Source organism: Caballeronia sp. ATUFL_F1_KS4A (genome assembly GCF_023630905.1).
Classification (GTDB): Bacteria; Pseudomonadota; Gammaproteobacteria; order Burkholderiales; family Burkholderiaceae; genus Caballeronia; species Caballeronia zhejiangensis.
Window position 1 is genome coordinate 204,604 of record NZ_JALQEB010000003.1, and the last position, 12,548, is coordinate 217,151.

13 protein-coding genes are annotated in these 12,548 nt (G+C 64.2%); all 13 read left to right on the forward strand.

From position 1 onward, the window contains the following. The first annotated feature begins 15 nt into the window (after window positions 1-15). The 13 genes from NCS03_RS06490 (at window position 16) to NCS03_RS06550 (ending at window position 12,191) form a co-directional block, all read left to right on the forward strand. On the forward strand, window positions 16-816 hold the full coding sequence (locus NCS03_RS06490) for a hypothetical protein (RefSeq protein WP_250528945.1): 801 nt from the start codon (window positions 16-18) through the stop codon (window positions 814-816). A gap of 165 nt (window positions 817-981) precedes the next feature. Continuing rightward, window positions 982-2,565 (forward strand): glutamine-hydrolyzing GMP synthase, encoded by a 1,584-nt coding sequence (guaA, locus tag NCS03_RS06495; protein ID WP_008350045.1) that lies wholly within the window; start codon window positions 982-984, stop codon window positions 2,563-2,565. A gap of 23 nt (window positions 2,566-2,588) precedes the next feature. Then, window positions 2,589-3,149, forward strand: a complete 561-nt coding sequence (gene thpR, locus NCS03_RS06500) for an RNA 2',3'-cyclic phosphodiesterase (protein ID WP_034473566.1) — start codon at window positions 2,589-2,591, stop codon at window positions 3,147-3,149. A gap of 91 nt (window positions 3,150-3,240) precedes the next feature. Next, window positions 3,241-3,804: a D-alanyl-D-alanine dipeptidase gene (gene ddpX / locus NCS03_RS06505; protein ID WP_250528946.1), complete on the forward strand. Its 564-nt coding sequence runs from the start codon at window positions 3,241-3,243 to the stop codon at window positions 3,802-3,804. Between the two features lie 13 nt (window positions 3,805-3,817). Beyond that, on the forward strand, window positions 3,818-5,401 hold the full coding sequence (locus NCS03_RS06510; RefSeq protein WP_008350038.1) for an ABC transporter substrate-binding protein: 1,584 nt from the start codon (window positions 3,818-3,820) through the stop codon (window positions 5,399-5,401). 71 nt (window positions 5,402-5,472) lie between these two features. Continuing rightward, on the forward strand, window positions 5,473-6,447 hold the full coding sequence (locus NCS03_RS06515; protein ID WP_235366356.1) for an ABC transporter permease: 975 nt from the start codon (window positions 5,473-5,475) through the stop codon (window positions 6,445-6,447). 19 nt (window positions 6,448-6,466) lie between these two features. Beyond that, window positions 6,467-7,378 (forward strand): nickel transporter permease, encoded by a 912-nt coding sequence (nikC, locus tag NCS03_RS06520; protein WP_250528947.1) that lies wholly within the window; start codon window positions 6,467-6,469, stop codon window positions 7,376-7,378. Between the two features lies 1 nt (window position 7,379). After that, window positions 7,380-8,240, forward strand: coding sequence for an ABC transporter ATP-binding protein (locus NCS03_RS06525; RefSeq protein ID WP_244808030.1), 861 nt, complete (start codon window positions 7,380-7,382; stop codon window positions 8,238-8,240). Then, entirely contained in the window at window positions 8,237-8,968 is a 732-nt protein-coding gene (locus NCS03_RS06530) for an ABC transporter ATP-binding protein (RefSeq protein ID WP_008350032.1), read from the forward strand. Before NCS03_RS06525 ends, NCS03_RS06530 begins: the two co-directional genes overlap by 4 nt. 277 nt (window positions 8,969-9,245) lie before the next feature. Further along, the gene (locus NCS03_RS06535; protein WP_033537251.1) at window positions 9,246-9,638 is read left to right on the forward strand and encodes a DnaJ family domain-containing protein; all 393 of its coding nucleotides are present in this window, start codon (window positions 9,246-9,248) and stop codon (window positions 9,636-9,638) included. Then, on the forward strand, window positions 9,635-10,216 hold the full coding sequence (gene tadA / locus NCS03_RS06540) for a tRNA adenosine(34) deaminase TadA (protein WP_502801514.1): 582 nt from the start codon (window positions 9,635-9,637) through the stop codon (window positions 10,214-10,216). Before NCS03_RS06535 ends, tadA begins: the two co-directional genes overlap by 4 nt. Before the next feature lie 8 nt (window positions 10,217-10,224). Continuing rightward, window positions 10,225-11,148, forward strand: coding sequence for a muramoyltetrapeptide carboxypeptidase (gene ldcA, locus NCS03_RS06545; protein WP_250528963.1), 924 nt, complete (start codon window positions 10,225-10,227; stop codon window positions 11,146-11,148). Window positions 11,149-11,444: 296 nt separating this feature from the next. Then, window positions 11,445-12,191, forward strand: coding sequence for a GntR family transcriptional regulator (locus NCS03_RS06550; RefSeq protein ID WP_034473574.1), 747 nt, complete (start codon window positions 11,445-11,447; stop codon window positions 12,189-12,191). Window positions 12,192-12,548: the final 357 nt, after the last annotated feature.

A 12,548-nucleotide genomic window follows, 5' to 3' on the forward strand; every position in this document is an offset into this window, starting at 1 on the left:
TCGAGCGGACTGATCATGAAACCGTTGCTGCGGGTCGTGCTCGTCATCAATGCCCTGATTTTTCTGGCGTTCGGCCTGTTGTTTCTGCTGACGCCGTGGGCGGGCCTGTACGGCGCGCTGCAACTGGATTCGATCCGCGTTCAGCCGGCGTTCGCCGGGCAGTTGCTCGGTATCGCGCTCATCGGGCTGTCGTGGCTTGCGTTTCACGCAGCCGTCGATGGCGCGTTGACGGCTCGCGCCGCGCGCGTGTCGGGACACGTGCAGTGGCTGTCGGGGGTGGTGGTGCTGGTCTGGCTGCTCGGACTGCATTCGCCTCAGATCGATGGCTTCGGGCAGATCAGCGCGGCCGTCGTGGGCGCCGTGCTGCTGGTGCTCGGTCTGGGCAGCGTGAGACTGTCGTCGGCGGTGCGTCGGCGCGAGCGCGCGGCGGCGGCCGGCGCGGTATCAGCGCAGCGCGCGGAAAAGAAGGCGGCGCAAAAGCGTGACGAGTTTTCCGCGAGCAACGCGGCATCGTCGGCGCGCGCCGAATCGGTCGATCTCGCGGCGCGTCCCGCAGCGCGCGCACCGGGCGCGACGGCCATCGATCCGGTATCGGGCCGCACGCTCGATCCCGTCTCGCCGGCCGGCGCGGTTCGCGCGCACCCGGACGGCGCGGTCGATCCCGTTACCGGCGGCACGCTCGATCCGCTGACGGGCCGCGCGGTCGATCCGGTCACCGGCAAGCGCATCGAGCCCGTCATCAGCGGCGAGATCGATCCGGCGACGGGTCGAAGAGCCGATCCGCTCGCGCCCGACGCGGGCCGCGCGCCTCGCTGAAGGCGTGAAGCGCATGCTACGAGCCACGCACGCGCAGCAACGGAAACACGCAGGACAAGCACGGTCGGCCTTTGCGCCGGCCGTCGATTTATTTGCAGACCGGGGCGCGAGGCCGCGCTCCGGCAGCACCGACATCATTCGTTCACTTAGCCTTTGGCCGCAGCCATGCACGACAAAATCCTGATTCTCGATTTCGGCTCCCAAGTCACCCAGCTGATCGCGCGGCGCATCCGCGAGTCGCACGTCTACTCGGAAATCCATCCGTACGACGTCGACGAGACGTTCATCCGCGAATTCGCGCCGAAGGGCATCATCCTGTCCGGCGGCCCGAACTCCGTCACCGAGGCGAAGTCGCCGCGCGCCCCGCAGATCGTCTTCGATCTCGGCGTGCCGGTGCTCGGCATCTGCTACGGCATGCAGACGATGGCCGATCAGCTCGGCGGCAAGGTCGAACTCGGCAACGTGCGCGAATTCGGCTATGCGGAAGTTCAGGCGCTGAATCACACGGGCTTTCTGGAAGGCATTCAGGATTTCGCCAGCGACAAGGGCGAGTCGATGCTCAAGGTTTGGATGAGCCACGGCGACAAGGTCGTCGATCTGCCGGCGGGTTTCAAGCTGATGGCCTCGACGCCGTCGTGCCCGATCGCCGCGATGGCCGACGACGACCGGCGCTTCTACGGCCTGCAATGGCATCCGGAAGTCACGCATACGGTGCAGGGCCGCGCGATGCTCGACCGTTTCGTGCTGGAGCTGTGCGGCGCGAAGGCCGATTGGGAGATGGGCCATTACATCGACGAGGCGGTCGAGAATATCCGCGCGCAGGTCGGCAATGAGCATGTGATTCTCGGCTTGTCGGGCGGCGTGGATTCGTCGGTGGCGGCGGCGCTTTTGCATCGCGCGATCGGCGACCAGCTGACGTGCGTGTTCGTCGATCACGGCTTGCTGCGTCAGAACGAGGCGGAGCAGGTCATGTCGACGTTCGCGGATCACCTGGGCGTGAAGGTGATTCACGTCGATGCCAGCGAGGAATTCCTGCAGAAGCTTGCGGGCGTGACCGATCCGGAGGCGAAGCGCAAGATCATCGGCGCGGAGTTCGTCGAAGTGTTCCACAACGAATCGGACAAGCTCACCGATGCCAAGTGGCTCGCGCAGGGCACGATTTATCCGGACGTGATCGAATCGGCGGGCAAGGGCAAGAAGGGCGCGCATACGATCAAGAGCCATCACAACGTCGGCGGTTTGCCGGAGACGCTGAACTTGAAGCTGCTCGAACCGCTGCGCGAGCTTTTCAAGGACGAAGTGCGCGAACTCGGCGTGAAGCTCGGTCTGCCGCCCGCGATGGTGTATCGCCATCCGTTCCCCGGTCCGGGTCTCGGCGTGCGGATTCTCGGCGAAGTGAAGCGCGAATTCGCGGACCTGCTGCGTCGCGCCGATGCCATTTTTATCGAGACGCTGCGCAACACCATCGACAAGGAAACGGGCAAGTCGTGGTACGACCTGACGAGCCAGGCGTTCGCGGTGTTCCTGCCGGTCAAGAGCGTCGGCGTGATGGGCGACGGGCGCACCTATGAATACGTCGTCGCGCTGCGCGCCGTGCAGACGCTCGACTTCATGACCGCGCATTGGGCGCATCTGCCGCATGATCTGCTCGGGCATGTTTCCAATCGCATCATCAACGAAGTGCGCGGGATCAATCGGGTGGTGTATGACATCTCTGGCAAGCCGCCTGCGACAATTGAGTGGGAGTGAGCCGCGTCTGATTGCGAGGGGGCATGACTGATTCCGCGTCCGATCGCCCCACCGACTCGCTCTTCTTCGCGATCTATCCGGACGCAGTCGCCGCCGCGCGCATCGCCGAACTGGCGGCGCGGCTGCGTATCGAGCACACGCTGAAGGCGAGGGCGATTCCCGCCGATCGCCTTCACGTCACCCTGCATTATCTCGGCGCCTTCGCAGGCGTTCCCGCCGATGTGGCCGCGCACGCTTGCGCCGCAGCATCCCGAATCGCGTTGCCGCCCGTCGATGTGACGCTCGACCGTATCGAAAGCTTTTCCGGCCGTCGCGCGAGACGCCCGCTCGTCGTTTCCGGCGATGTCACCGAGCCGCTCGACGCGCTCGAACGAACGCTCGGCACGGCGCTGGAAGCGGCAGGCATCGCACTGAAGCGGCATCCCCGTTTCACGCCTCATGTGACCTTGCTCTACGACGAACACCGCGTCGCGCGTGAGCGCATCGAACCCATCGCATGGACCGTGCGTGAGTTCGCGCTCGTGCGCAGCCGGCTCGGCAAATCGCAACACGAAGTCCTCGCGCGCTGGCCGCTCGTGCCGTGAATCGGCGGAACCACGCGCAATAAAAGGTTTCGCGGATTTTTCTAACGCGTTAAGGTGCGTGTATCGGAATGAATCGAGACGAAGCGCTTACATGACCCGATCCCGCCTGCTGCACATCACGCCCGAAACCCACCACGTCCAGATCGATCTCGTCTACGCGACCGATCGCAATTTCACCGGCAAGCCCATCTACAAGGCGCAGCACTGCCTGCTGCTCGAGCCCGCCGAAGCGGCATTGCGTAAAGCCGTCGATATCGCGACGAGCATCGGCATGACGCTCAGGATCTTCGACGCCTATCGTCCGCCGCAAGCGCAGAAAGTGCTGTGGGATTTCCTGCCCGATCCGACCTTCATCGCCGAACTCGGACGCGGCTCGAACCATAGCCGCGGCACGGCGGTGGACCTGACGCTCGTCGATCGTGACGGCAACGAGCTCGACATGGGCACCGGTTTCGATGCGATGGTCGCCGAATCCGAGCACTTTCACTTCGGCTTGCCAGAGCATGTGCAGCGCAATCGCACGCTGCTGCTGGGCGTCATGCACGGCGCGGGCTTCACGCACATCAAAAGCGAGTGGTGGCATTACGAATTGCCCGGCTCGCGCGAACTTGCTCTGATCGACAACGAAGAATGCGGCCCGCTGCGGCTCATATAATCGGGGATTCGACATGAAACTGACTGCACTGATCACGGCGCTGATGCTCACGTTGATGAGCGCGCCGCCGGCAAGCGCCGCGACGCCGAAAGACATGTTCGTCATGGCCACGTTGCTCGATGAATTCACGTCGCTCGATCCCGGCGAAATCTACGAACTGGTGCCGGAGGAATACGTCGCGAACACGTATGACCGTCTGGTGCGCGTCGATCTGAAGGATCCGTCGAAATTCAATGGCGATGTCGCCGAATCGTGGACGGTGAGTCAGGACGGCCTCACGTTCACGTTCAAGATCCGGCCGGGACTCAAGTTCCATTCCGGCAATACGCTCACCGCCGATGACGTCGCGTGGTCGATCCAGCGCACCGCGCTGCTCGACAAGGGCGCGGCGGCGGTGCTTGCGGGCATCGGGCTGACGAAGGCGAACGCGTTGCAGAACGTGAAGAAGATCGACGATACGACCGTCTCGATCACGACGGATCAGCGCTATGCGCCGACCTTCGTGCTCAACGTGCTCGGTTCGTGGCCGGCGTCGGTGGTGGATCGCAAGCTCGTCGAATCGCACGCGAAGGGCAACGACTACGGCAACGAGTGGCTGAAGACCAACGAAGCCGGTTCGGGCGCGTACAAGCTCGTGAAATGGACCGCGAACGACAGCATCGTGCTGCAACGCTTCGACGGCTATCGCATTCCGCTCGCGATGAAGCGCATCGTGCTGCGTCACGTCACGGAAGCGGCGAGCCAGCGTCTGATGATCCAGAACGGCGACATCGACGTCGCGCGCGACCTCTCGCCCGACGATCTCGACACGCTCTCGAAGAACGGCGTCATCAAGGCGACGGCCGTGCCGCAAGCGACACTCATGTATCTCGGGCTCAACAACAAGAATCCGAATCTCGCGAAGCCGGAAGTCTGGGAAGCGATGAAGTGGCTCATCGACTATCAGGGCATTCAGAAGAACGTGATCCGCACGACCTACAAGGTTCACGAAGCGTTTCTCCCCGAAGGCTTTCTCGGCGCGCTGAACGAAAACCCGTATCACCAGGATGTCGCGAAGGCGAAGGCGCTGCTCGCGAAAGCGGGCTTGTCCAACGGCTTCACGGTGAAGATGGACGTGCGCAACGATTATCCGTACAGCGAGATCGCGCAAGCCGTGCAGGCGAATCTCGCGCTCGCCAACATCAAGGTGCAACTCGTGCCGAGCGACAACAAGCAGACGCTCGGACGATATCGCGCGCGGGCCCACGATATCTACATCGGCGAGTGGTCGGCGGATTACATCGATCCGCACAGTAACGCGCAGGGCTTCGTGTGGAATCCGGACAACTCGGATGCATCGAGCTACAAGATGCTCGCGTGGCGCAACGCGTGGGACATTCCGCAACTGACGAAGGAAACCAACGCGGCGCTCGCCGAAAGCGATACGAAAAAGCGCGCGCAGCTGTACGAGAAGATGCAGCGTGAAGTGCTCGCGAAATCGCCGTTCGTCATCATGTTCCAAAAGGTGTCGCAGGTGGCGGCGCGGCCCGGCGTGACCGGTCTCGAAGTCGGGCCGATCAACGATCTCGTGTCGTATCGCAACATCAAGAAGCAGTGAACACGGTCACGCTCATCGGCTCGCGGCGCGGCGGCGCGCGCATCGCGTTGGCGCTCGCGCGCTGGATCGCGATGCTCGCCATCACGTTCACGGGCTTGCTCGCGATCACGTTTTTCATAGGCCGCAAGATTCCGATCGATCCGGTGCTCGCGATTCTCGGCGATCGCGCGTCCGCGACGGCTTATGCCGCCGCGCGTCTGCGGCTCGGTCTCGACAAGCCGCTCATCGAGCAATTCCTGATCTACGCGCGCGACGTGCTGCACGGCAATCTCGGCATTTCGCTGTTGACGGCAAATCCGGTCATCGACGACATCAAGCGCGTCTTTCCCGCGACGCTCGAACTCGCGACGCTCTCGACCTTCATCGGCATCGCGATCGGCGTGCCGCTCGGCGTCGCGGCGGCGGTGAAGCACAATCGCATCGTCGATCACATCGCGCGCGTGATCGGGCTCGCCGGAAGCTCCGTGCCGGTGTTCTGGCTCGCGCTGATGGGCCTGCTGCTCTTTTACGCGCGGCTGCATTGGGTGTCCGGGCCGGGACGCATCGATCCGCTTTACGACGGCATGGTCGATACCCGCACGGGCAGTTTGCTCATCGATTCGCTCATCGCCGGCGAATGGGATGTCTTCGAGAACGCGTTCTCGCATATCGCGCTGCCGGCGAGCGTGCTCGCGTTCTATTCGATCGCGTATCTGTCGCGGATGACGCGCTCGTTCATGCTCGAACAACTGAGCCAGGAATACGTGACGACCGCGCGCGCGAAAGGGCTGCCCGAGCGCCGCGTGATCTGGCGGCACGCGTTCGGCAATATTGCGGTGCCGCTGCTGACGGTGATCGCGCTCGCATACAGCTATCTGCTCGAAGGCTCGGTGCTGACGGAGATCGTGTTCGCGTGGCCGGGCATCGGCTCGTATCTGACGGGCGCGCTGTTGAACGCCGACATGAACGCCGTGCTCGGCAGCACGCTCGTGATCGGCGCGACGTTCATCGCGCTCAATCTGTTGACCGACGCGCTGTATCGCGTGTTCGATCCGCGTGCGCGCTGACATGGAGGATCTTGCGCAGATGAAACAGCCGCGAACGGGCTCGCGCGCGTGGATCCTGACCGATACGCCCGCGTCGACGCGTCAAGCCGCGCTCGGGCGCGCGTATCGGCGCTGGCGGCGGTTCTCGTCGAATCCGTTGAGCATGCTCGGACTCGCGATCCTGCTGCTGCTGATCGTAGTCGCGGCGTTCGGGCCGATGCTCGTCACGCAGGATCCGTTGCAGCAGGTGCTCGCCGAACGTCTGACGCCGCCCGGCGCGGCGCACTGGTTCGGCACCGATCAACTCGGCCGCGACATCCTTTCGCGGCTCGTGCACGGCTCGCGCCTGACGCTCGCGATCGCGATGCTCGTCGTCGTGCTCGTGGTGCCGGTCGGGCTTTTGATGGGCACGGTGGCGGGTTATTGCGGCGGCATCGTCGATACGGTGCTGATGCGCTTGACCGACGTCGCGCTCGCATTTCCGAAGATCGTGCTCGCGCTCGCGTTCGCCGCCGCGCTCGGGCCGGGCGTGCTCAATGCGGTGATCGCGCTGTCGATAACCGCGTGGCCGCCGTATGCGCGTCTCGCGCGCGCGGAGTCGCTGCGGCTCGCGCAGGCCGATTACATCCATATGGCGCGTCTGCAAGGCGCTTCGCATCTGCGCATTCTGCTGCGGTATATCGTGCCGCTGTGCTCGTCGTCGGTGATCGTGCGCGCGACGCTCGACATGGCCGGCATCATTCTCGCCGTCGCCGGTCTCGGCTTTCTCGGACTGGGCGCGCAGCCGCCGAGCCCGGAATGGGGTTACATGGTCGCGGCGGGCCGCAACGTGCTGCTCGACGCGTGGTGGGTCGCGACGATTCCCGGCCTCGCGATCCTCGCGGTGAGCCTCGCCTTCAACCTGCTCGGCGACGGTCTGCGCGACGTCTTCGATCCGCGTCACGGAGGCTGACATGCCCGATGCACTGGCTGAAATCGACGGACTGGACGTGGCCTTCGCGAGCCATGACGGCGTGCTCATGCCCGCCGTGCGCGGCGTATCGCTGACGGTGCGGCGCGGCGAGCGGCTCGGCATCGTCGGCGAATCGGGATCGGGAAAATCGCTGACGGGGCGCGCGCTGCTCGGACTGCTGCCGCCCGAGGCGAAATGGTCGGCTAAGGCGCTGCGTTTCGAAGGGCAGGACCTGCTCGCGATGCGCCCGAAAGCGCGCCGCCGCCTGTGCGGCACGCGCATGAGCATGATCCTGCAGGATCCGAAATTTTCGCTGAACCCGGTGATGACCGTCGCGCAGCAGATGCGCGAAACCTTTGTGCGGCAGGGCGTGAAAGAAGGCCGGCGCGCGTTGCGCGAGCGCATCGTCGCGGCGCTGGAAGCGGTGCATATCCGCGATCCGCAGCGTGTCGCGGATGCGTATCCGCACGAACTGTCCGGCGGCATGGGCCAGCGCGTGATGATCGCGATGATGGTCTCGGCCGGCCCGCGCCTTCTGATCGCCGACGAACCCACGAGCGCGCTCGATGTCCTCGTATCGATGCAGGTGCTTGCCGTGCTCGACGAGATGATCGCGCGCCACGACACCGGCCTCGTGTTCATCAGTCACGATTTGCCGCTCGTGATGTCGTTCTGCGACCGCGTCGCGGTGATGTACGGCGGTCGCGTCGTCGAGACGTGCGCGGCGCGCGATCTCGTTCACGCGACGCATCCGTACACGCGCGGGCTGCTCGAAGCGAATCCGCCGCTCGAGAATCCGCCCGACGAGTTGCCGACGCTGCGCCGCGACCCCGCGTGGCTCGATGAAGGCATCGCGCGATGATCGAAATCGAGCGCGCGCTCATCCGCTTCAAGACGAAGAGCGGTCACGTCGACGCCGTGCGCGACGTTTCGCTGCGCGTGGAAGAGGGCGAGGTTTTCGGACTCGTCGGCGAATCGGGCAGCGGCAAGTCGACGTTGTTGCGCGCGCTCGCCGGGCTGACGCCGCTGTCGGGCGGCAGGATAAGCATCGGATCGCGCCCTGGAAGCCGCGACGTGCAGATGGTGTTCCAGGACCCGTACGGCGCGCTGCATCCGCGCTTCACCGTCGACAAGACCTTGCGCGAGCCGCTCGCGATCAACGGCATCGGCGACGAAGACACGCGCATTCTCGCCGCGCTCGCCGAAGTCGGGCTCGGTCCGGCGTATCGATTCCGCTATCCGCATCAGTTGTCGGGCGGGCAGCGCCAGCGCGTGTCGATCGCGCGCGCGTTGATCGTCGAGCCGCGCGTGCTGCTGCTCGACGAGCCGACCTCCGCGCTCGATGTCTCCGTCCAGGCGGAAATCCTGAACCTGCTGCGCCGCCTGCATCGCGAACGCAAGCTGACGATGATCCTCGTGAGCCACAATCTCGCCGTGATCGGCTTTCTTTGCCAGCGCGTCGCGGTCATGCGCAACGGCGAAATCGTCGAGCAACTGGGCGTCGATGCCGTGCGTTCGCGCGACGTTACGCACGAGTACACGCGCCGGCTTCTGCTCGCGACTGAAGGCTACACACGACAGAACGCGTAGTCGTCGTACAAGCACAATCGTCATGACGCGGTCAATGGATGTTGCGCGAACGACGCATAAGCACGGCGATAAGCCCGGTATACGACGACGCGCGGCGGGCCGGCTTGTCTTCGACGAAACCGGTGCCGCCGCCGCTGATAGAATGTGCGCTGGATTGTCGAGACGTGCCGAACAACGCGCGAGCGTGGTTTTCCGGCTGCCTTCCGACTTCGAGCTAACCAACGGAAATCGTGACAGACCGCGCCCGTTCGCGGGTGAAAACCGGTCGTAATCCCCGATGAAATTGCTAGATGCTTTGGTCGAACAGCGGATCAACGAAGCCGCTGCGCGTGGCGAGTTCAACAACCTGCCGGGCGCGGGCGCACCGCTTCACTTCGACGACGACACCCTCGTGCCCGAGGAAGTGCGCGTCGCCAATCGAATCCTCAAGAATGCGGGCTTCGTCCCGCCGGCAGTCGAACAGCTTCGCGCGCTGCGCGGGCTTCAGGAAGAGTTCGACAAGGTGACGGACCCCGCGGCCCGTTGCCAGCTGCAAGCCAAGATGCTCGCGCTCGACATGGCGCTCGAGTCGCTGCGCGGCGGCGGCTGCGTGCCGCATGAATATCGCCGGCGCATCGCGGAGCGTTTGTCCGAGCGCGCGCAGTCGCGCGTGGCGGTGGACGTCAAGTGACCGGCCTGCCGGATGCGGCCGATCCCGCGCCCAGCGCTCAAATCGCCGATCCTGCCAGCGAACGCGATCGCCGCTTCATGGCGCTCGCGCAACGCGCCGCCGACGAAGCCCGTCGCGCGGGCGAAGTGCCCGTCGGCGCGGTCATCGTGCTCGGCGACGAAGTCATCGCCACCGGCTTCAATTATCCGATTCGCGGACACGATCCGTCCGCGCATGCCGAGATGGCCGCGCTGCGCGCCGCCGCCCAATCGCTCCAGAACTACCGCTTGCCGGGCTGCGAGCTCTACGTGACGCTCGAACCTTGCCTGATGTGCGCGGGCGCGATCATGCACGCGCGCATCTCGCGCGTCGTCTACGGCGCCACGGACCCGAAAACGGGCGCGTGCGGCAGTGTCGTCGACATGTTCGCGAATGCGCAGCTCAATCACCACACCACCGTGACGGGCGGCGTGCTCGCGGATGAATGCGGGCATGCGCTCAAGAATTTTTTCGCCGAGCGCCGCCGCCTCGCGCGCGACGAACGCGATGCGCGCCGCGCGCGCGAAGCCGGGCAACCCGCCGCCGATTCATCTGATTGAATAACAACATCGTGAAATCACGCACCATCGACCTCGTTGCGCCCTCTGGCTATCCACACGATGCGGCGGCCGTCGAGCGCGGCATCGGACGGTTGCGCAGGGAAGGGCATCGGCTCGAAAACGTCGACGCGACGCGCCGACGCTTCCAGCGCTTCGGCGGCACCGATGCGGAACGCGCCGCCGATCTCAATCGTCTTGCGGATGCATCGCGCCCGTTACCTGACATCGTACTTGCCGTGCGGGGCGGATACGGCGCGTCGCGCATCCTGCACGGCCTCGACTACACCGGGCTGCGCAGGCTCGCGGATCAGCCGGTGGCGATCGTCGGCCACAGCGATTTCACCGCGATTCAGTGCGCGCTGTTCGCGCACGCCGGTGTGAAAAGCTTCGGCGGACCGATGTTCGCGGGCGATTTCGGCGCCGAGCAGGTCAGTTCGTTCACGATGCAGCACTTCTGGAACGCGATCTCGCGACCGAGTTTCACCATCACGAGCCATACGCCGCAGCAACAGACCGTCGACGCGACCGGCATGCTGTGGGGCGGCAATCTCGCGATTCTGGCGTCGCTCGTCGGCACGCCGTATCTGCCGCCGGTCGAGGGCGGAATCCTGTACATCGAGGATGTCAACGAGCATCCGTTTCGCATCGAGCGGATGATTTATCAGCTGTATCAGGCGGGCGTGCTCGGTCGGCAGCAGGCGATCGTGATGGGGGAGTTCTCCGGCGGCCGTCTGTCGGACTACGACAACGGCTATTCGCTCGACGCGATGATCGAGCAGGTGAGGTCGGTGACGGGCATTCCGGTGGTGACAGGATTGCAGTTCGGACACGTCGAAAATCTGCTGACGCTGCCTTTCGGTGCGGCGGCGCACCTTATCGCGAGCGAGCGGGGCTTCACGCTGAAACTTTCCGATTACCCGCATCTGGCTTGAGTCCGCGTGGCAAGGCGCTCAAGCGAGCGCCTTATTTTTAGCTCGTCCCTGCAACTAACTGTCGGTTCATGCACCGTCCGCGACAACTGCGTGCACCACGGCGGCGCTCAAATTGTCGACAAAAAAGAGGCGGCAATGCTGACAAAAACTTGTGGAATCTACTGCGAAGCCCGCCAATATTGGGCCTCAGCAAAACGCGGTACTCGAAAAACGCGCGGTAACCGATAATTTTAAAAATGAATTGTTGACAATCTTTATGTCGATTCTAAGATGCTTAACATGCAAGCGAGCACATCATGTCCGACACCAAGCGTAGTGCTGCATCGAATGTTTCGGATTCCGCTCCCAACGGGGCGAACGCCGAGTCGATCGCCGAGAACATCCGCGCCGCGATCCTCGAGCATCGGCTGGCGCCGGGCGCGAAGCTGACCGAAGCGCAGTTATGCGAGGTGTTCGCCGTGAAGCGCGGCACCGTCCGCCAGGCGCTCGCGCAACTGTCGAACGAACGGCTCGTCGATCTGGAGCCGAATCGCGGGGCGTTCGTCGCGAGTCCGTCGTTGCAGGAAGTGCATGAGGTGTTCGAAATGCGCCGCATCATCGAATTGGCCGTGGTGGACCGAATTGCGCAAGGGCACGGCCTGCGTCGGCTGAAGTCGATCAGCGCGACGATCGGAAAAGAGCGCCGCGCTTTCGAAAGCCACGATTTTTCGTCGTGGATCCGGCTCTCCGGCGAGTTTCACACCGAACTCGCGGCGCTTACCGGCAACACGGTGCTGTGCGAATGCCTGTCGGGACTCGTCGCGCGTTCGACGCTGATCTCGGCGCTGTATGAATCGCTCGGCAAGAGTTCGTGCTCGTTCGAAGATCACGAAGCGATTCTCGCCGCGCTCGATGCAGGCGATGCAGCGAAAGCCGGCGTGTTGATGGCGCAACATCTGCGCGACGTCGAACTGAAGATGCTGGAGCGGCCGGCACGCGGCGCGGTCGATCTGAAGGAAGTGTTCATGAAGCCCGCCGAGCGCGAACGAGCGCTCGATATGTAAGGCAGACAGACGGCAGATCGGACTATCTGCCATCGGCTGAATCAAGCAGGACTAAATAACTGGAGACCGTGCCTCGCGCTTCGCGCGAAGGCGCGTGGAGAGTCGCACGCTTTGAAAATCCGTAGCGTGTATCGCACCGAACAGGACGCTCGTGTGAGCGTGAAATGAAAGCCGCCGCAGGGCGGGCGTGCCGGGCCGATGCCTCGCGCGCTCTCGGCCTCATGCCCGAAGGCGAAAACGCAAATCCGAAGAATGCCGCGCGGGATGGAGACATCCGACACGTCAGCGAAGGCATCCGATCGAAGCTTGAACCCCGAGCATTTGCAGTTTTCTCATCACGCAAGCAGCCAATGAAGG